This window comes from Xanthomonas hawaiiensis, assembly GCF_031834635.1.
Lineage (GTDB): Bacteria > Pseudomonadota > Gammaproteobacteria > Xanthomonadales > Xanthomonadaceae > Xanthomonas_A > Xanthomonas_A sacchari.
In genome coordinates this window covers 528,176-547,500 of sequence record NZ_CP115873.1, presented here as the reverse complement: position 1 = coordinate 547,500, position 19,325 = coordinate 528,176, and the positions used below count along the sequence as shown (strand labels likewise).

At 70.3% G+C, this 19,325-nt stretch carries 19 protein-coding genes (1 of these 19 cut by a window edge); 9 read left to right on the top strand and 10 right to left on the bottom strand.

Annotated elements, in window-relative coordinates:
- Positions 1 to 983, bottom strand: partial view of a tyrosine--tRNA ligase gene (gene tyrS / locus PG878_RS02450; protein ID WP_209032623.1) — the 5' portion only. The gene continues 229 nt to the left of window position 1, outside the view; the window shows 983 of its 1,212 coding nt (coding positions 1-983); it begins with the start codon at positions 981 to 983; its stop codon lies beyond the left edge, outside the window.
- 168 nt (positions 984 to 1,151) lie between these two features.
- On the opposite strand from tyrS, the gene PG878_RS02445 reads away from it, so the two are divergent.
- Positions 1,152 to 2,606 carry a peptidoglycan DD-metalloendopeptidase family protein gene (locus PG878_RS02445; RefSeq protein ID WP_209032624.1) on the top strand — a complete coding sequence of 485 codons (1,455 nt, stop codon included), beginning with the start codon at positions 1,152 to 1,154 and terminating at the stop codon, positions 2,604 to 2,606.
- 89 nt (positions 2,607 to 2,695) lie between these two features.
- On the top strand, positions 2,696 to 3,826 hold the full coding sequence (locus tag PG878_RS02440) for an anhydro-N-acetylmuramic acid kinase (RefSeq protein WP_209032625.1): 1,131 nt from the start codon (positions 2,696 to 2,698) through the stop codon (positions 3,824 to 3,826).
- 15 nt (positions 3,827 to 3,841) lie between these two features.
- Here PG878_RS02440 and PG878_RS02435 read toward each other — a convergent pair whose 3' ends face one another.
- The 3 genes from PG878_RS02435 to PG878_RS02425 form a co-directional block, all read right to left on the bottom strand.
- Entirely contained in the window at positions 3,842 to 4,069 is a 228-nt protein-coding gene (locus PG878_RS02435; RefSeq protein ID WP_010342053.1) for a hypothetical protein, read from the bottom strand.
- A gap of 65 nt (positions 4,070 to 4,134) precedes the next feature.
- Positions 4,135 to 5,454, bottom strand: coding sequence for an AmpG family muropeptide MFS transporter (locus tag PG878_RS02430; protein WP_209032626.1), 1,320 nt, complete (start codon positions 5,452 to 5,454; stop codon positions 4,135 to 4,137).
- On the bottom strand, positions 5,451 to 6,251 hold the full coding sequence (locus tag PG878_RS02425) for an exodeoxyribonuclease III (protein WP_209032627.1): 801 nt from the start codon (positions 6,249 to 6,251) through the stop codon (positions 5,451 to 5,453). The genes PG878_RS02430 and PG878_RS02425 overlap by 4 nt, the downstream gene beginning before the upstream one ends.
- A gap of 129 nt (positions 6,252 to 6,380) precedes the next feature.
- On the opposite strand from PG878_RS02425, the gene pyrE reads away from it, so the two are divergent.
- Together pyrE and PG878_RS02415 are read left to right on the top strand one after the other, a co-directional pair.
- A complete protein-coding gene (gene pyrE / locus PG878_RS02420; protein WP_019802407.1) occupies positions 6,381 to 7,040 on the top strand; it encodes an orotate phosphoribosyltransferase in 660 nt (219 codons plus the stop codon).
- Positions 7,041 to 7,058: 18 nt separating this feature from the next.
- Positions 7,059 to 7,730 (top strand): hypothetical protein, encoded by a 672-nt coding sequence (locus PG878_RS02415; RefSeq protein WP_209032628.1) that lies wholly within the window; start codon positions 7,059 to 7,061, stop codon positions 7,728 to 7,730.
- Between the two features lie 49 nt (positions 7,731 to 7,779).
- Here PG878_RS02415 and PG878_RS02410 read toward each other — a convergent pair whose 3' ends face one another.
- The 3 genes from PG878_RS02410 to coaBC are packed head-to-tail and all read right to left on the bottom strand — an operon-like array spanning position 7,780 to position 11,870.
- Positions 7,780 to 10,113 (bottom strand): phosphomannomutase/phosphoglucomutase, encoded by a 2,334-nt coding sequence (locus tag PG878_RS02410; protein ID WP_209032629.1) that lies wholly within the window; start codon positions 10,111 to 10,113, stop codon positions 7,780 to 7,782.
- 15 nt (positions 10,114 to 10,128) lie between these two features.
- Complete coding sequence (gene dut / locus PG878_RS02405; protein ID WP_010342059.1) at positions 10,129 to 10,599, bottom strand: dUTP diphosphatase; 471 nt, start codon at positions 10,597 to 10,599, stop codon at positions 10,129 to 10,131.
- Positions 10,596 to 11,870, bottom strand: a complete 1,275-nt coding sequence (gene coaBC / locus PG878_RS02400) for a bifunctional phosphopantothenoylcysteine decarboxylase/phosphopantothenate--cysteine ligase CoaBC (protein WP_209032630.1) — start codon at positions 11,868 to 11,870, stop codon at positions 10,596 to 10,598. The genes dut and coaBC overlap by 4 nt, the downstream gene beginning before the upstream one ends.
- Before the next feature lie 96 nt (positions 11,871 to 11,966).
- Between coaBC and radC the strand changes: the two genes are divergently transcribed.
- From radC to PG878_RS02375, 5 genes are all read left to right on the top strand, one after another.
- Complete coding sequence (gene radC, locus PG878_RS02395; RefSeq protein ID WP_209032631.1) at positions 11,967 to 12,641, top strand: RadC family protein; 675 nt, start codon at positions 11,967 to 11,969, stop codon at positions 12,639 to 12,641.
- 200 nt (positions 12,642 to 12,841) lie between these two features.
- Entirely contained in the window at positions 12,842 to 14,530 is a 1,689-nt protein-coding gene (gene argS / locus PG878_RS02390) for an arginine--tRNA ligase (RefSeq protein ID WP_209032632.1), read from the top strand.
- 15 nt (positions 14,531 to 14,545) lie between these two features.
- On the top strand, positions 14,546 to 15,382 hold the full coding sequence (locus tag PG878_RS02385; protein WP_209032633.1) for an SPOR domain-containing protein: 837 nt from the start codon (positions 14,546 to 14,548) through the stop codon (positions 15,380 to 15,382).
- Between the two features lie 398 nt (positions 15,383 to 15,780).
- Positions 15,781 to 16,536 (top strand): SDR family NAD(P)-dependent oxidoreductase, encoded by a 756-nt coding sequence (locus tag PG878_RS02380; RefSeq protein ID WP_209032634.1) that lies wholly within the window; start codon positions 15,781 to 15,783, stop codon positions 16,534 to 16,536.
- A gap of 401 nt (positions 16,537 to 16,937) precedes the next feature.
- On the top strand, positions 16,938 to 17,945 hold the full coding sequence (locus PG878_RS02375; RefSeq protein ID WP_209032635.1) for a pyridoxamine 5'-phosphate oxidase family protein: 1,008 nt from the start codon (positions 16,938 to 16,940) through the stop codon (positions 17,943 to 17,945).
- Between the two features lie 18 nt (positions 17,946 to 17,963).
- On the opposite strand, the gene PG878_RS02370 is transcribed toward PG878_RS02375, so the two are convergent.
- From PG878_RS02370 to PG878_RS02360, 3 genes are read right to left on the bottom strand one after another with little or no spacing between them, the layout of a single operon-like run.
- A complete protein-coding gene (locus tag PG878_RS02370) occupies positions 17,964 to 18,518 on the bottom strand; it encodes a DUF4865 family protein (RefSeq protein ID WP_209032636.1) in 555 nt (184 codons plus the stop codon).
- Positions 18,515 to 18,913, bottom strand: a complete 399-nt coding sequence (locus PG878_RS02365) for a tautomerase family protein (RefSeq protein WP_209032637.1) — start codon at positions 18,911 to 18,913, stop codon at positions 18,515 to 18,517. Before PG878_RS02365 ends, PG878_RS02370 begins: the two co-directional genes overlap by 4 nt.
- Positions 18,913 to 19,263, bottom strand: a complete 351-nt coding sequence (locus tag PG878_RS02360) for a carboxymuconolactone decarboxylase family protein (protein ID WP_209032638.1) — start codon at positions 19,261 to 19,263, stop codon at positions 18,913 to 18,915. Before PG878_RS02360 ends, PG878_RS02365 begins: the two co-directional genes overlap by 1 nt.
- Positions 19,264 to 19,325: the final 62 nt, after the last annotated feature.

Genomic DNA, 19,325 nt, shown 5'->3' with positions numbered 1-19,325 from the left:
GGCAAGGCGCTGGTGTCGCCCTGCCCGGTCACCACCGCGTGCCAGCCGACGATGGCCTGCTCGGCGGCGGCGGCATCGTGGAAGCGGGTGGTCAATTCGCGCGCCAGGCGCAGCTTCACCTCACGCGGATGCAGGCTGCCGGCCTGCACCTGCTGGCGCAGCGCCTGCGCCTCGTTCACGCCGATGTCGAAGGACAGCAGCTCGATCCAGCGCCACATCAGCTCGTCGCCGATCTTCATGGTCTTGGTGACGATGTCGATGGCCGGCTCGCTGATGCCGATGTAGTTGCCCAGCGACTTGGACATCTTGTTGACCCCGTCCAGGCCCTCCAGCAGCGGCATGGTCAGCACGATCTGCGCCGGCTGCCCGTAGTGCTCCTGCAGGCCACGGCCCATCAGCAGGTTGAACTTCTGGTCGGTGCCGCCCAGTTCGACGTCGGCCTTCAGCGCCACCGAGTCGTAGCCCTGCACCAGCGGGTACAGGAACTCGTGGATGGCGATGGACTGCTGCGCCGCGTAGCGCTTGGCGAAGTCGTCGCGCTCGAGCATGCGCGCCACGGTGTGCTGGCCGGCCAGGCGGATCATGTCGGCCGCGCTCATCTGCCCGAACCATTCGGAGTTGAAGCGCACCTCGGTGCGCGTGCGGTCCAGCACCTTGAACACCTGCTCCTCATAGGTGCGCGCATTGGCCAGCACGTCCTCGCGGGTCAGCGGCTTGCGGGTGACGTTCTTGCCGGTGGGATCGCCGATCATTCCGGTGAAGTCGCCGATCAGGAAGATCACCTGGTGACCCAGGTCCTGGAACTGGCGCATCTTGTTCAACAGCACGGTGTGGCCGATGTGCAGGTCCGGCGCGGTGGGATCGAAGCCGGCCTTGATCCGCAGCGGGCGGCCGCTGCGCAGGCGGGCCTCCAGTTCTTCGCGCTTGAGGATTTCGTCGGCACCGCGGCCGATCAGGGCAAGGGACTCTTCGATCGTGGACAAAACAGGAACTCCGGCGAATGGCGTCAACAAACGTGAATGGCGTTAAGAGCGAGTTAACCGTGCAGGCAGGTGAAAATCCGAGCCGGCTCAATGGTTTGACGCGCTGTGGAACGATGTTTATGGTAGCCGAGTTTTGAGCTCGCGCTTCGGGCTCGTGAGGAAGCCTTGATGCCCAACAGTGATCAGGAACGCGCGCGCCGGCAGCGGTTCCAGCAACGCCTTCACGTTCTCCACGACACTGCGCTGCATCGCAAGTTGAAGGAACATCTTCCCGCCGGCCGCTGGACGCGCCGCCACTGGATCCACGCCAGCCTGTTCGCCACCATCGGTGCGATGGTCGCCACGATCGTCCCGGGCTTCTCCAACGCCATCGACGTGCCGCTGCAGACCACGCAGGCGACGCTGGCGCTGCCGTTGCCGCCGATCTCGCTTGCCCAGCAACAGCAGGCGGCGATCACCGACAACTGGCAGGTGGTGCGGATCGAGTCCGGGCAGACCCTGGGCTCGGTGTTCGAGAAGCTCGGCATCCCCGCCACGGTGATGCAGCGGGTGCTGGACCATCCGGGCACCCACGACGCGCTGACCAAGCTGCGTCCTGGCGCCGAGATCGGCTTCGACCTGGCGACGACGGGCGATCTGCGCGCCCTGCGCTTCGACCGCGATGCCACCCACCGGGTGGAGCTGTCGCTGCTGGACGACGACATCAAGGAAAAGGTGGTCGAGCGCGAGACCAGTACGCGCACCGTGGTCACCAGCGGCGAGATCACCAGCTCGCTGTATGTGGCCGCGCGCAAGGCCGGGCTGTCGCCGTCGGCGATCGCGACGATGACCGACGAGATCTTCAAGTACGACATCGACTTCGACAAGGACCTGCAGCCGGGCGACCGCTTCAGCGTGGTCATGGACGAGACCTGGCGCGAAGGCGAGCGCATCGACACCAGCAAGATCCTGGCGGCGACCTTCACCACCCGCGGCAAGACCTACAGCGGTTTCCGCTTCGAGCGCGGCGGCAAGCCGGCCGAGTATTTCGACGTGACCGGGCGGCCGCTGAAGAAGAGCTTCATCCGCATGCCGGTGTCCTACAGCCGCATCAGCTCCACCTTCGGCGCGCGCAAGCATCCGGTGCTGGGCACCATGCGCATGCACAAGGGCATCGACTACGCGGCGCCGACCGGCACCCCGATCATGGCCGCCGGCGATGCGCGGGTGCAGTTCGTCGGCACCCAGCGCGGCTACGGCAATGTGGTGATCCTGGACCACGGCAAGGGCTACAGCACGCTGTACGGGCACATGTCGCGCTTCGGCGGGATCAAGGTCGGCCAGCGCATCAACCAGGGCACGGTGATCGGCTACGTCGGCATGACCGGCATGGCCACCGGTCCGCACCTGCACTACGAATTCCGCGTGGACGGCGTGCAGCGCAATCCGGCCTCGGTGACGATGCCGCCGCCGACCCCGCTGGCCGGCGCCGAACTGGCCGCGTTCCGTGCGCAGACCTCGCCGGCGCTGGCGCGCATCCAGCGCGTGGAGAAGCTGATCTACGCCGATGCCGACGAGCCGGGGGCGAAGAAGAAGAAGGTCGTCGCCTCGTCCAAGGCCGCCGCCTCGCACGACGCCGGCTGAGCACTGGCGTCCGCTTCCGCCGCGCCGCGCATTGACGGGCGGCGGCGCCTGGCACACGCTGCGGCGCCGACCGCCGCCTGGTGCCTAGCATGTCTTCTCCTTCCGCCGTTCCCGACGACGCCCTGTTCCTGGGCCTGATGTCCGGCACCAGCGCCGACGGCATCGATGCCGCGCTGGTGCGCTTCGGCCACGACGGAAACCCGCATCTGCAGCTTGGCCGCACCTATGCCTGGGCGCCGCAGCAGCGCGCGGCGTTGATCGCGCTGGGCGAAGGCGGCGACATCGCTTCGCTGGACGCGCTGGGGCAGCTCGATGCCGAGGTGGCGATCGCCTTCGCCGAGGCGGCGCTGCGCCTGCTCGACGACGCCGGGGTGGCGCCGGCCGCGGTGCGCGCGATCGGATCGCACGGGCAGACCGTGCGCCATCGCCCGCTGGCGGACCCCGCGTTCACCTGGCAACTCGGGGACGGCAACCGCATCGCCGAACTGACCGGCATCGCCACGGTCTGCGATTTCCGCCGCCGCGACGTCGCCGCCGGGGGCCACGGTGCACCGCTGATGCCGGCCTTCCATGCGGCGATGCTGGGCGCGGCGCACGAGGACCGGGCGGTGCTCAATCTCGGCGGCATCGGCAACCTGACCCTGCTGCCGGCGCATGGCGCCGTGCGCGGTTTCGACACCGGCCCGGCCAACGCGCTGCTCGATGCCTGGTGCCAGCGCCATCGCGGCCAGCCCTACGATGCCGGCGGCGCGTTCGCCGCCAGCGGCACGGTCGACGCCGACCTGCTGCAGCGCTTGCTGGCCGACCCGTGGTTCGCGCTGCCGCCGCCCAAGAGCACCGGGCGCGAACAGTTCCACCTGCGCTGGCTGGAGGCCTGCCTGGACACGCCGGTGCCTGCGCCGGCCGCGGTGCAGGCGACGCTGCTGGAACTCACCGCAGCCACCGTCGCCGATGCGTTGCTGACGCAGCAGCCGGCGACCCGGCAGTTGCTGGTGTGCGGCGGCGGCGTGCACAACCCGCTGTTGCTGACGCGGTTGCAGGCGCGGCTGCCGGGGGTGCAGGTGCAGTCGACCCAGGCGCAGGGCCTGGACCCGGACTACATCGAAGCGATGGGCTTCGCCTGGCTGGCGCGACAGACCCTGGCCGGGCTGCCGGGCAACCTGCCGTCGGTCAGCGGCGCGCGCGGGCCGCGCATCCTCGGCGCGATCCACCCCGCGTAAGCGGGGCGTCGGGATTCAGAAACCGCTGCCGGCGGGCAGCGCCCGCAACGCCGCGATCGCCTCCGACAGTGCATCCACTTCGCGGTGCTCGAACCCGCTGCGCACGTCGTACTCGCTGGAAAACAGGCCCTGCTCGATCAGCGCCAGCACCGCCTGGCGCTGGGTCCAGCCGCGCGCGACGGCGATGCGGCGGATGCGTTCGAGCAGGAACGGGTCGATATCGCGCAACACAAGGTCGCTCATGCGGACTCCCGGACGGCGGCGCACGCGTGCGCCGCTGCCCATCATCCCTGCCCGGGGACGACCTTTCAATCGCTGGCGGCGGCCGCCTGTGGCGTCTGTTCGCGGATCCGCGGCCACAGCCAGGCCAGCAGCAACAGGGTCGGGATCACGGTGAAGGCGCTGAGCACGAAGAAGGTGCTGTAGGAGGTGGCTTCGACGATGTAGCCGGAGACGCCGCCGACGAACTTGCCCGGCAGGTTGGCCAGCGACACCAGCAGCGCGTACTGGGTGGCGGTGAAGTTGCGGTCGGTCAGCGAGGACATGAAGGCGACCAGCACGGTGCCGGCGAAGCCCTGGAACAGGTTGTCGGCGCTGAGCGCGGCGTAGAACGACCAGAGCTGGCCGGGGTTGTGCGCCATCAGCAGGAACGCCAGGTTGGACAGCGCCACGCCCAGCGCGGCGAGGAGCAACATGCGCCGGAAGCCGAAGGCGGCCACCGCCAGGCCGCCGGCAAAGGCGCCAGCGATTCCCATCCACACCCCGAACAGCTTGGAGACGGTGGCGATGTCGGCCTTGTCGAAGCCCGAGTCCAGGTAGAACGGGCCGGACATCACCCCGATCACCTGGTCGGGGAACTTGAACAGGCCCACGAACAGCAGCAGGGCCAACCCCAGCGCCAGGCCGTTGCTGGAGAAGAAGCTGGAGATCGGCTGCCAGAACGCACCGACCACGTCGATCTTGCGCACCACGGTCGACGCCGGCATCTCCGGCTCGCGGCACACCAGGGTGGTGACGATCGGCAGCAGCATCAGCCCGGCCATGACCAGATAGGCCAAGGTCCAGTTGCCGAACTGCGCCAGATACAGCGCACCGGCGCCGGACAGGATCAGGCCGATGCGGTAGCCGAAGGTGTAGGTCGCGGCGAGCGCGGCCTGCGCCGACGGCGGCGCGATCTCGATGCGGTAGGCGTCCACCACCGAGTCCTGGGTGGCGCCGGCGAAGGAGGCGACCAGCACCCACAGCACCAGCGCGGCCACGCTCAGTTCCGGGCGGGTGAAGGCCAGCGCCACCAGGCCGATGGCCACGCCCAGCTGCGCGACCAGCAGCCAGGAACGGCGCCGGCCGAGGAAGCCGAACAGCGGGAAGCGGTAGCGGTCCAGCAGCGGCGCCCACAGGAACTTGAGCAGGTAGAAGAAGCTGGCCAGGCTGATCAGGCCGATGCTGCCCAGGTCCAGGCCGACGTCGCGCAGGCGCGTGGACAGGGTCTGCGAGGCGATCAGCAGGAACGGCAGGCCGCTGCCGAAGCCCAGCAGCGCCATCGTCGCCGCCGACGGCGTGGCGAAGGCGCGCTTGATCCCGGCCCAGCCCTTGTAGGACACCGGCGCCGCGGAAGTGCCGCCGCTCATTCGCGGTAGTCCACCGTGAACGGCGCATGGTCGGAGAAGCGCTGCGCGGTATGGATGGAACAGCCTTGCAGGCGCTCGCGCAGGGTCGGGGTGACGAACTGGTAGTCGATGCGCCAACCCACGTCGTTGGCGCGCGCCGCGCCGCGATTGCTCCACCAGGTGTAGTCCTGGCCGTCCGGATGCAGCGCGCGGTAGGCGTCCACCCAGCCGCGGCCGCTGGCCGCATCGGCCTCCTCGGCACGGTCGGCGCACAGGCCGTTGAGCCAGTCGCGCTCGGCCGGCAGGCAGCCGGAGTTCTTCTGGTTCGACTTCCAGTTCTTGATGTCCAGCGCCGAACGCACGATGTTCCAGTCCCCGCACAGCACGTAGTCGCGGCCGCTGTGCAGCCACTCCACCAGGATCGGCCGCAGCCAGTCCATGACCTGGAACTTGTAGCCCTGGCGCAGTTCGCCGGAGGAACCGGAGGGAATGTAGAAGGACACCACGCTCAGGTTGCCGAAGCGCGCCTCGAGGTAGCGCCCCTCTTCGTCGAACTCCGGCCAGCCCAGCGCGGTGCGCACCTCGTCGGGTTCACGCTTGCTGTAGATGGCCACGCCGCTGTAGCCCTTCTTGGTGCTGGCGTCGCGGAACCAGACCCGGTAACCGTCCGGCAGGAACGCCGGCCCGGCCAACTGATGTTCCTGCGCCTTGGTCTCCTGCACGCACAGCACATCCGCCTGCTGGGTGGCGAACCACTCGAAAAAGCCCTTGGTGGCGGCCGACCGCAGGCCGTTGGCGTTGAAGCTGATGATGCGCATGGAAGAGCCGGGAATGGGGAAACGGGAATAGGGAATCGATAAAGCGTACCCCAGCAGGGCCGCGAAGACGGAACAACCGCTATGCTTTTCACCATTCCCTATTCCCCTTTCCCCATTCCCGGCCCCCAAATGACCGACTACCGGCACCGTTTCCTGCAACTGGCCCTGGACGCGGAGGCGCTGCGCTTCGGCGAGTTCACGCTGAAGTCCGGGCGCCTCAGTCCGTATTTCTTCAATGCCGGGCGGTTCGACTCCGGCGCCAGCATGGCGCGGCTGGCGGCGTGCTACGCCGATGCGGCCGACGCCGCCGGGCTCGACTTCGATCTGCTGTTCGGCCCGGCCTACAAGGGCATCCCCCTGGCGACGGCGGTGGCCTGCGAGTACGCGCGGCGCGGGCGCGACCTGCCGCTGGCGTTCAACCGCAAGGAAGCCAAGGCGCACGGCGAAGGCGGCAGCCTGATCGGCGCGCCGCTGGCCGGCCGCCGGGTGCTGATCGTGGACGATGTGATCACCGCCGGTACCGCGATCCGCGAAGCGCTGGGCATCATCCGTGCCGCCGGCGGCGAGCCGGCCGCGATCCTGGTCGCGCTGGACCGTCAGGAGATCGCCGCCGAGGACGACCGCCGCTCGGCGGCGCAGGCGGTGGCCGCCGAGGCCGGCGTTCCTGTGGTGTCGGTCGCGCATCTGGGCGACCTGCTTGCATTCATCGACGGAAACGCAGACCTTGTCGGCTTCCGCGAACCGCTGCTGGCCTACCGGGCCCGCTACGGTTGCGCTTCGTCTGGCTGACAGCAGGGGGCTGCCACGATGCCGATCCGACCACGCAATCGCGTCCTGCCGGCCGTGCTGGCGCTGCTGGCCTTGCCGGCCGCCGCGCAACAGGCGTCGGCACCGTCCAAGAAGCTGTACTGCTGGAACCAGGGCGGGCAACGCACCTGCAGCGATGCGCTGCCGCCGGAAGCGGTGAACCAGGCGCGCGACGAGTTCAACGCCACCAGCGGCATGCGCAGCGCCGAGGTCGGGCGTGCGCTCAACGCCGACGAACGCGCCGCGGCTGCGGCCGATGCGGCGCAGCAGCGCGCCGACCAGGCCGCGCTGGAGACGCGCAAGCGGACCGACCAGGCGATGCTGCTGTCGTACCAGACCGAGGACGAACTGCGCCGGGTGTTCGCCGAGCGCATCGGCATCGTCGACAACAACATCAACACCGCCCGCTACAACGTCGACAGCCTGCGCCAGGGCCTGATCGGCCTGCTGTCCGGCGCCGGCGCGCGCGAACTGGCCGGGCAGAGCGTGCCCGCCAAGATCGCCGACGACGTGCAGCAACGGCACCGCGCCTTGCTGTGGCAGTTGCGCATGCAGAAGAACTTCGAACAGCAGCGGCTCGGCCTGGACCAGGAAATCGAGGACGTGCTGCAACGTTATCGCGCGGCCCGCGGCGGCGGCCCGGCAGCGGCCCCGACCACCGCCGGCGGCTGAGCCGCGGCGGCGCCCGGCGCCCGGACCAGGCCGGGCGCGTGCCGCTGGCTCAGAAGGTCGGCGCCAGGCCCGGCAGCACCGCCTGCACCTGGGCGCGGAACAGCGCCTTGATCCGCTCCAGCGCCGCCGCGTTGTCGGCCTCGAAGCGCAGCACCAGCACCGGCGTGGTGTTGGACGCGCGCACCAGCCCCCAGCCATCCGGGAAGTCGACGCGCAGGCCGTCGATGGTCAGCAACCGCGCGCCGGCGAACGGCGAACCCTCCTGCTGCGCCTGGGCGACCAGGTCGGCGACCAGCGCGTGCGCGTCCTGCCCGTCCACCGGCAGCTTGATCTCCGGCGTGGCCACGCTGTCGGGCAGTTCGGCCAGCACCTCCGACGGCGATTCCTCGCGCTGGGCCAGGATCTCCAGCAGCCGCGCCGCCGCGTACAGGCCGTCGTCGAAGCCGTACCAGCGCTCCTTGAAGAAGAAATGGCCGCTCATCTCGCCGGCCAGTTCGGCGTCGGTCTCGCGCATCTTGGCCTTGATCAGCGAGTGCCCGGTCTTCCACACCAGCGGGCTGCCGCCGTTGCGCAGCACGTAGTCGGACAGCTTGCCGGTGCACTTGACGTCGTAGATCACCAGCGCGCCGGGATTGCGTTGCAGCACGTCGGCCGCGAACAGCATCAGCAGGCGGTCCGGGTAGATCACCGTGCCTTCCTTGGTGACCACGCCAAGGCGGTCGGCGTCGCCGTCGAAGGCCACGCCCAGGTCGGCGTCGAAGCGCCGCACGGTCTGCACCAGGTCCTCGAGGTTGTGCGGCTCGCTGGGGTCGGGATGGTGGTTGGGGAAGGTGCCGTCGACGTCGCAGTACAGCGGCACCACCTCGGCGCCGATCGCTTCCAGCAGCCGCGGCGCCAGTTCGCCGCCGACGCCGTTGCCGGCATCGGCCACGACCTTGAGCGGGCGGTCCAACTGCACGTCGTCGGCGATGCGCTGGATGTAGTCGTCGCCGACGTCGCGCTGCTGCAGCCGGCCCGGCTCCTCGGCCGTGGGCAGGCGACCGGCGCTGATCCGCGCATACAGGTCGGCGATGGCCGCGCCGGACAGGGTCTCGCCGCCGACCACGATCTTGAAGCCGTTGTAGTCGGCCGGGTTGTGGCTGCCGGTCACCGCGACGCAGCTGCCGGCGCGCAGGTGGTAGGCGGCGAAGTAGACCACCGGGGTCGGCGCCAGGCCGATGTCGGTGACATGGCAACCGGCGCGGCGCAGGCCTTCGATCAGCGCGGCCGACAGTTCCGGCCCGGACAGGCGGCCATCGCGGCCGACCACCACCTCGTTGAGTCCCTGCTCCTGCATCACCGCGCCGATCGCCTGGCCGATCAGCGCCGCGACCTGCGGGCTGAGGTCGCGGCCGACCACGCCGCGGATGTCGTAGGCACGGAAGATCTCCGGCGCCACCGCGAACGCCGGCACCGGCTTGGCCGGCGCGGCCTCCTCGACGGCCGGCGGCGGCGGGGGCGGCTCCTGGCGCTGCAGGCTCTGCTGCAGGGTGTGTTCCTCGGTGGCCGCGGCGTCGGCGCGGCGTACCCGCGGCTGCGGCAGGCGCCCGCGCGCGGCCAGCAACAGCAGTGCGCCCAGCACCAGGCAGAGGCCGGCGACCAGCAGGCAGGGCAGCGCACCCAGCCCCAGCGGGCCGGCTTCGCTATCCGGCAGCGAGGCGACCATGCGCAGGCCGCTGTCGCCGACCGGGCGCGACAGCGCGTCGGCACGGTCGTGCAGCGCATTGTTGCCAGCGGCAATCACGTCGTAGTTGCCCTGGCGCAGCGCCAGATAGCCGCTGCCCGGCACCGGCGCCTGCGCGACCGGGTCGGTCAACAGCGCCAGCGGCAGGCGCAGGTAGACCACCGCGGCGTTGCCGCCCAGCGACACCGGCGCGGCCAGCCCGAGGCGTGGGCCGCCGCCGTCGCGAATCACCGCGCTGGCGAGCTTGCCGTTCAACAAGGTCTTTTCCAGCAGCGCCAGGCGGCCGTAGCCGAAGCGCGCCGCATCGGCGTAGCCCGGTTCCAGGTCGGCCGGCAACACCTGCGCGTCCTCGGCCTGCGCCCAGTCCGCGCGCAGCGCCTGGGCCGCGGCCGCGGCGTCGCCGCGGCTCAGGGCCGCCTGCACGGCCGGCTTCTGCAGGCGCTCGGACAGGCGTTTGCCCGCCCCCGCCAGCGCCTGCTGGGTCTGCGTCACCGCGGCATCGCGCGCCTGCTCCAGGGCGGTGGCGGCCTGTTCGGCGCGCCATTGCTCGACCCCGCTCCAGCCGAACCAGAAGACCATCAGCACCAGCAGCACCGTCAGCAGAGGCGCCACCTTGCGCAAACCCTGCGGCACCGGCCGCGCTTGTGTTGCCTCGCTCATGCAGACGATCCCCTGTCAGCGCACTCCGGTATGGCCGAATCCACCCGTTCCCCTGGCGCTGTCGGCGAAAGTATCCACCACCTGCAGGGCAACACGCACGACCGGCATCACCACCAGTTGCGCGATGCGGTCGCCGGGGGCGATGGTGAAGTCCTCGCGGCCGCGGTTCCAGACGCTGATCAGCAGCGGTCCCTGGTAGTCGGCATCGATCAGGCCGGTGCCGTTGCCGAGCACGATGCCGTGGCGGTGGCCCAGGCCCGAGCGCGGCAGCACCACCGCGCACAGCTGCGGATCGGCGATGTAGATGGACAGGCCGCTGGGAATCAGCGCGGTGTCGCCCGGGGCCAGGGTCAGCGGCGCTTCGGTGGCCGCGCGCAGGTCGAGCCCGGCGCTGGCTTCGGTGGCGTAGTCGGGCAGCGGCCAGCTGTCGCCGAAGCGCGGATCCAGCAGCTTCACCTGCAGCGGATGGGGCGTGGGAGTGCTCATGCGTGCAGCCTCTGCGCGATAAGGTCCAGCAGTTGTTCGGCCAGTTGCGTCTTGGAGACCGCCGGGAAGTCGCGTTCGCCGTCCTGCCAATAGGCGGTGGCCGCGTTCTGGTCGCTCTCGAAGCCGTTGCCGGCCACCCCCACCCGGTTGGCCACGATCAGGTCCAGGTGCTTGTCGGCGAGTTTGCCACGGGCATAGCGCTCGATGTCGTGGGTCTCGGCGGCGAAACCGACCACCAGCTTCAGCGCCTGGGTCTGCGCGGCGACCTCGGCCAGGATGTCCGGGGTCCGGATCAGCTCCAGGGTCAGGATCTCGCCGCTCTTCTTGATCTTCTGCGCCGCCACCTGTTTTGGCGTGTAATCGGCGACGGCGGCCGTGCCGATGTAGATGTCCGCGGGCAATGCGCCCAGTACCGCCTCGCGCATCTGCGCGGCCGAGCGCACGTCGATGCGCTGCACGCCATCGGGCGTAGACAAATGTACCGGACCGCTGACCAGCACCACCTCGGCGCCCTGCCGGGCCGCGGCCGCGGCCAGCGCGTAGCCCATCTTGCCGCTGCTGCGGTTGCCCAGGTAGCGCACCGGATCCAGGTCTTCGTAGGTGGGACCGGCGCTGATCAGCAGGCGCAGGCCGCGCAGGGCGCCAGCGATGCCAGTGCCGGAACGCGACGGGACGGCGGTGGCGGCCGGCGTGGCCGACGCGGCGCCCTGGTCCGTGCGCCCAGCCAGCGCGGCGACGATCTGCTCGGGCTCGGCCAGGCGGCCGGGGCCCGACTCGCCTTCGGCCAGCGGGCCATCGTTGGGGCCGACCACCTGTGCGCCGCGCGCGCGCAGGGTGGCGATGTTGGCCTGGGTCGCCGGGTGCAGCCACATGCGGTGGTTCATCGCCGGGCACACGGTCAGCGGGGCGGTGCTGGCCAGGCACAGCGTGCCGACCAGGTCGTCGGCCACGCCGTGCGCCAGGCGCGCCAGCAGGTCGGCGGTGGCCGGTGCCACCACGATGTGCTCGGCCCAGCGGGCCAGTTCCAGATGGCCCATCGCCTGCTCCGCGCCGCTGTCCCACAACGTGGTGCGGGTGAGATGGCCGGACAGCGCCTGGAAGCTCAGCGGGGTGACGAACTGCTGCGCACCGGCGGTCATCGCCACCTGGACCTCGGCGCCGGCGTCGCGCAGCCGCCGCACCAGCTCCAGCGCCTTGTAGGCGGCGATTCCCCCACCGACGCACAACAGCACACGTCGCCCCGGCAGGGGCCTCTCGAAAATCGCGGTCACGTCGGGAATGTCCTACCCATACAAGGACGATTAGCTTACCCGATGGCTTTTGGCGGCCTGATACCGTTGCGACATGTCGGCCGGCACCCTGGCGATATGCACATCTCCGACTGGCCCTGCGAAGAACGTCCCCGGGAAAAGCTGCTGGCGCGCGGTCCCCGGGCCCTTTCCGACGCCGAACTGCTGGCGATCTTTCTCGGCTCCGGCCTGCCCGGCAGCGACGCGGTGCGCACCTCGCGCGACCTGCTGCACCGGCACGGGCCGTTGCGCACGCTGCTGGACCGGTCGCCCGGCGACCTGGTGCGCCTGCCCGGGCTGGGTCCGGCGCGGGCCTGCCAGCTGTCGGCGGCGCTGGAACTGGGCCAGCGCCACCTGGCCGCGGAACTGCAGCGCGGCGACACCCTCAGCAACCCGGTCACCGCCGGCCGCTACTTCGCGCAACGCCTGCGGGCGCGGCCGTACGAAGTCTTCGCCGCACTGTTCCTGGATACCCGGCACCGCTGGCTGGCCTTCGAGGAACTGTTCCAGGGCACCGTGGACGGCGCCGAGGTGCACCCGCGCGAGGTGGTCCGGCGTGCGCTCACGCTCAATGCCGCCGCGGTGATCATCGGCCACAACCACCCGTCCGGGAACCCGGAACCCTCGCCCGCCGACCGCGCCGTCACCGACCGGCTGAAACAGGCGCTGGACCTGATCGACGTGCGCCTGCTCGACCACTTCATCGTCGGCGACGGCATCCCGGTCTCGATGGCCTCGCGCGGCTGGGCCTGAACCGATGCGCGTGGCCGGCGATGCCGGGGTGGCGCGTGCCCTGACAGGGCCACACCCGGCCGCACGGGCGCGCAGCGGCCCCGGGGCGCGGGCCTGCGCCTGGTCGCCGCGCCACGGCTGAGGTCGGGCTGAACCCGGGACGGGCCGGGAGGCGGCGGGTCGGGTAAAATCGCCGGTTCCGCGCTTCAAGCAGAGATCTCGTGAAATCCCAACTCCGCGCCCTGATCGGTCAAGGCATCGAAGCCTTGCGCGCCAATGGCACCCTGCCGGCCGACACCCTGCCGCCGGACTTCGTGGTCGAGCGCCCCAAGACCCGCGAGCACGGCGACTTCGCCACCAACGCGGCAATGCTGCTGGCCAAGGCCGCGCGCACCAATCCGCGCGCCCTCGCCCAGCAGTTGGTGGACGCGCTGCCGGCCAACGACGATGTCAGCAAGGTCGAGATCGCCGGCCCCGGCTTCATCAATTTCCACCTCGGCCCCGGCGCCTACCAGCGCGAGGTGCTGGCGGTGCTCAAGCAGGGCGAGGACTACGGCCGCAGCCTGGTCGGCAACGGCCGCACCGTGGGCGTGGAATACGTTTCGGCCAACCCGACCGGGCCGCTGCACGTCGGCCACGGCCGCGCCGCGGCCATCGGCGACTGCCTGGCGCGCCTGCTCGAGGCCAACGGCTGGAACGCCAAGCGCGAGTTCTACTACAACGACGGCGGTAACCAGATCGAGAACCTGGCGCGCTCGGTGCAGGCGCGCGCGTTGGGCAAGACCCCGGACAGCCCGGACTGGCCGGAAGAAGGCTACCGCGGCGACTACATCCAGGACGTGGCCGACGCCTACATGGCCGGCGCTGCGGTGGACCTGGAGGGCCACGTGGTCACCGGCGCCAAGGATCCGCAGGACCTGGACGCGATCCGCCGCTTCGCCGTGGCCTATCTGCGCAACGAGCAGAACCACGACCTGGCCGCGTTCGGCGTGGATTTCGACATCTACTTCCTGGAAAGCTCGCTGTACCGCGACGGCAAGGTCGAGGAGGCGGTGCAGAAGCTGATCACGTCCGGCCATACCTACGAAGAGGGTGGCGCGCTGTGGCTGAAATCCACCGATTTCGGCGACGACAAGGACCGCGTGATGCGCAAGTCCGACGGCACCTACACCTATTTCGTGCCGGACGTGGCCTACCACCTGAGCAAGTGGCAGCGCGGCTACGTGCGCGCCATCACCGAACTGGGCGCCGACCACCACGGCTCGCTGGCGCGCGTGCGCGCCGGCCTGCAGGCGATGGACCTGGGCATCCCCAAGGGCTGGCCGGAATACGTGCTGCACCAGATGGTCACGGTGATGCGCGGCGGCGAGGAAGTGAAGCTGTCCAAGCGCGCCGGCAGCTACCTGACCCTGCGCGACCTGATCGAGGAAGCCGGCCGCGATGCCACGCGCTGGTTCCTGATCGCGCGCAAGCCGGATTCGCAGCTCACCTTCGACATCGACCTGGCCCGCCAGCAGAGCAACGACAACCCGGTGTTCTACGTGCAGTACGCGCATGCCCGCGTGTGCAGCCTGCTGCGCCAGGCGCAGGAGAAGAAGCTGGACTACGACCAGGCCGACGGCCAGGCGCAACTGAACCGGCTCAGCGACGCGACCTCGCTGGAACTGATGCAGGAACTCTCGCGCTACCCGGAAGTGGTGGAGAATGCGGGGCACGCGCTGGAGCCGCACCTGATCGCGCAATACCTGCGCGAACTGGCCACGGCCTTCCACACCTGGTACCACGGCACCCCGGTGCTGGTGGACGACGCCGGCGAACGCAACGCCAAGCTGACCCTGGCGGTGGCGGCGCAGCAGGTGCTGGCGAACGGTCTGAATCTCCTGGGCGTCTCGGCCCCGGAAAAAATGTGAGTGGAGAAGCGGTAAATGGCAGCACGACGCGGTAAGACCCAGGCCCGACGCAACACCGGCAACGGCACGCCCGGATGGGTGTGGCTGATCGCCGGCGCGGCGATCGCCGCGGTGGTGTTCCTCGGCGCGCCGGGCCTGTTCAAGAAGGACGGCGACTTCCTGCGGGTCGGCAGCCCGCGCGCCAATCCGGATGCGCAGCCCGCACCGGTGGCCGATGCCGACGTCGATGCGGCCCCGGACCTGCCCAAGCCCGCCGCCAACGCGGCCGGCAGCACCAAGCCGGAGGCGAAGAAGGACGCGCAGACCCAGTACGACTTCTACACCCTGCTGCCCGGCAAGGAAGTGCAGATGTCCGACGCCGAACTGGCTGCCAGCGCGCGCGCCGAGGCCATTCGCCAGGCCAAGGCGCAGGCCGCCGCAGGCACGGCGGCCGCCGGCACCACCCCGGCCGCGGCCGCCACTGCGCCGACCGCGACGGCCGCCAATCCGACCCCGCTGCCGGAAACGCCCAGCACTGCGGCCAGCGCCACCCCGGCCGCCTCCAGGCCAGCGGCCGCGGCGGCAACGCCGGCCGCGACCACCGCACCGGCGGCGGCCGCGGCGACTGCGGCTCCCGATACCGCGCGCTACATCCTGCAAGCCGGCTCGTTCGGCGCCTCCGGCGATGCCGAGTCGACCAAGGCCAAGCTGGCGATGCTCGGCCTGTCGGCGCGCGTGGAATCGGCGCAGATCAGCGGCAAGACCGTGTACCGCGTGCGCATGGGGCCCTACGGCACCGCCAGCGAACTGGCCGAGGCCAAGCAGAAGTTGAACGGCAGCGGGCTGTCGGCGATCGCGATCAAGGCGCAGTAGAGCCGGGATTGGGGAATCGGGATTCGGGAATGGGGGAAGCCGTTTCCTTGCCGTTCCCGTCTTCGTGTCGGTTCATGCGTCGTCGCCACTGACGTTGCGCTGCCCCGACCCTGCCACGGCGCGGCAAGTCACCGGCACTGCGCTGCCCGTGAGCGTGAGCAAGGCGCAATAGTGCCGAGAATCGGGATCGGGGAATCGGGAATGGGAAGAGCGAGTGCTCACCCGTTCCCTGAGACTTGCGGGTGTGGGACTGAGTGCTGGGTTGTGTGCGACGCCGCGGCAGCGGCCTTGATCGCGCGCATGCGGTGACCCCTACGGGCAGACGACGCTGTCGACGCCCTGCCAGCGCATTTGCTTTTACCATTCCCGATTCCCCACTCCCCATTCCCGGCCCCCCAATGACCCAGACTGCCCTGATCACCGGTGCCACCTCCGGTTTCGGCGCCGCCGCCGTGCGCCGCTTCGTCGACGCCGGCTGGCGCGTGATCGCCACCGGCCGCCGCGCCGAGCGCCTGCAGCCGCTGCTGGACGCCTTCGGTGCCGAACGCGTGCACATCGCCGCCTTCGACATCCGCGACGCCGATGCCCTGGACGCGATGCTGGCGGCGCTGCCCGAGGCGTTCCGCGGCATCGACCTGCTGGTCAACAATGCCGGCCTGGCCCAGGGCACCGCGCCGGCGCAGGCCGCGCAACTGGACGACTGGCGCACGATGATCGACACCAACGTCACCGCGCTGGTGACGCTGACCCATCGCCTGCTGCCGACGCTGATCCAGCGCCGCGGCGCGATCATCAACATCAGTTCGGTCGCCGCGCTGTATCCCTATCCGGGCGGCAACACCTACGGCGGCACCAAGGCCTTCGTCAGCCAGTTCTCGCTGGGCCTGCGCTCGGACCTGCATGGCACCGGCGTGCGCGTGACCGCGATCGAACCGGGCATGGCCGAGACCGAGTTCACCCTGGTCCGCACCCACGGCGACCAGAAGGCCTCGGACACGCTCTACCAGGGCGCGCAGCCGATGACCGCCGAGGACATCGCCGAACAGATCTTCTGGGTGGCGACGCTGCCGCCGCATCTGAACATCAATCGGCTGGAGATCATGCCGGTGACGCAGTCCTTTGCCGGCTTCCAGGTCGCGCGGCAACCGGCCTGAACGGCCGCGGGGCCGCCACGCGCGGCCTCGCATTCCTTTCTCACCCAGCGCGGCGAAGCCCCTGTGCCGCCATACGGCAGAGGACAGGCGTCTCCACTTGAGCCGCATGCGGCTTGCTGCGTGGGAGCGGCTCCAGCCTCGACGGCGTCACCGGGAACGCCCCCATCGCGGCTGAAGCCGCTCCTGCATGACCCATCCCGGGTGATGAAAGGGGGGGTAGCGGCATTTGCCTGGCCCATCACGACCATGCAGTCGGTGGACTCGACGTCCGCCGCGTTGTGGTACGGTTCCAGGCGTCGCCAGCCATCGCGCAAGCCTCCCGCCCGTTCACAGGAGCGCTTTGCGATGTCCTCTTCCTCTCCGCTCGACCGCGCCGTCCTTTCCTCGCGGGGGCCGCGGCGATGACCGACTTCATTACAGACGCGGCACAGCTGCAGGATTGCGTGGGCCGTCTGCCTGGCCCGCGCGACATGAAGGTGATCGACCATCTGGACGCGCACGCGCTGCGCTGGCTGGCCGCCAGCCCGCTGCTGTTCGCCGGCGTCGCCGCTCAGCGCCTGGCGCTGAGCGTGGGCAGCGGTCCGCCCGGCTTCGCGCGCGGCGACACACCGCATCTGCTGTCGCTGCCGCTGCAGGCGCTGGATGCGGCCCACACGCATGTCGGCGCCGGCTTCGGTTCGCTGTTCCTGGTGCCCGGCATGGGCGAGACCCTGCGCATCAATGGCCACATCGCCGGCGACGACGGCACGCGCGTGTTCGTTGCCGTCGAGGAATGCTATCTGCACTGCGCCAAGGCCCTGCTCCGCGCCGACTGGTGGCAGGCCGCGGACTCCACCGACGAAGCGTCGCTGCAGAGGCCGGATGGATTTCTGGGAAGTTGCCGGCTGCTGATCCTGGCCACCGCCGATGCCGAAGGCCGCGTCGATGTCAGCCCGCGCGGCGATCGCGCCGGCGCCTTGCTGCAAGCCCACCGCGACGCCTGGTGGTTCGCCGACCGCCCCGGCAATCGCCGCGTCGACAGCCTGGGCAATCTGCTGGCGCGGCCGCAGATCGCGCTGCTGGCGCTGCGCCCCGGCAGCGCGCGCTGCGTGCGCATCGAAGGGCTCGCCCGTCCCAGCACCGATGCGGCGATCCGCAGCGCGCTCGCGGTCGATGGACGCATTCCGCATCTGGCGGTGCGGGTGCTGCCGGCAGTGCTCGAACACATCCACAGCACTGCGCTGGGCCGCTTCGACCACTGGCCGCCCACCGCCATCGCACACGATCTGGACCCGCCGACAATCTTCCGCGACCACGTCAGGCGCAGCGGCGCGCGCGGCGCCCAGGCCACGCTGCTGCGCGCGACGGTCTCGGTGCCCGGCATGGTCCGCAAAGGACTGCAGGCCGACTACAAGAAGAACATGTACTGAGCGCGCAACGCGGCCGGTCTACCCGTCTGCGTCGATCGCGCCGGGTACGCTGAGGTGATGCACCGCATAGCACTGCGCATCGTCATCTGCCGGCGGCAGGTCGCGCCACAGGCGGAACCGCAGCCGCGTCCATCCCTGCGGTTCGTAACCGTACACCGAGGCCAGCATGCGTTCGTCAGGCGCATGCACAGTGTCGGTGTCGTTCTCCAAGGCCGGCGACGGCGCTTGCAGCACCCGCGTGGCGTAGCGCGCCGTGCGCAGCGCCGCGGACGTCCACGCCGTGCCGACCATCCACGACTGCACTGGCGGGCGGCCGAAGGCCTCGCACAACGCCGCAAACGCGGGGCCGGCGAGGAAGCCGTGCATCGCCGCCGCATCGCGCCACAGATAGAACGGCGCATACAGGTTCTGCCGCGCGTGCAGGAGCGGATCACCGCGATCGGCGACCAGGTAAGCCTTGAACTGCAGCCCCGGCAGCGTGTCGAGCAACGGCCCCTTGTCGGCGATGCGGCGGCGGATGATGGCCATGTCGTAGTACGCCGGCAGCGCGATGCTGTACTGCATGGCGATCATGCCGGCGCTCCGCTGGCGGTGATGCCGGCACGGCCGCCGCCGAAGGACCAGTCCTGCGTCGCGGTGGTGACGATGGTGACCATCACGTCCTCCGGGGCGATCCCCGGCGCGATCGCCAGCAGTTCGACCAGGCGCTGGTAGAACGCCTGCTTGCAGGCGTCGCTGCGTTCGCGGCCGGCGGTGATGGCGATCAGCACGAAGCCATCCGAGCGCGGCCCGCCCAGGTAGTGGCGGTCGAACACCAGTTCGTCCGGATCGTGCTGGTGGATCACCTGGAAACAGTCGCCGGCCGGCACCTCGAAGGCCTCGTGCATGGCCTGGTAGAGGCTGGCCGACAGCGCGCGCAGATAGGCAGGCGGATGACCGCGCAGTAGCGAGATGCGGGCGTACGGCATCAGCGCGCCTCCGTCGTGGTCGACTTCGCCGCGCCGGCGGCACGCAGCAAGGGCAGCGCCGATGCCGCACACGGCCAGCCGGCGTAGAACGCCAGATGGGTGATGGCTTCGGCCAGGGCGTCGCGGTCCAGGCCGTTGTCCAGCGCGCGCGCCAGGTGAAACGGCAGTTGCTCCGGGCGACACAGCGCCACCAGCGCCGCCACCGTGATCAGGCTGCGTTCGCGCGGCGACAGGCCCGGGCGCTGCCACACCTCGGCGAACAGCACCTCATCGGTCAGGCGGACGAACGCCGGCGCGATGTCGCCGAACGCGGCCTGCGCGGAAGGGAACGGGGTGGCTGGATCGGACATCGGGCAGACCTCGCATGGGGAACGGGCACAGCCTAGTCACGCACGACCTTCCGAAAAATCGG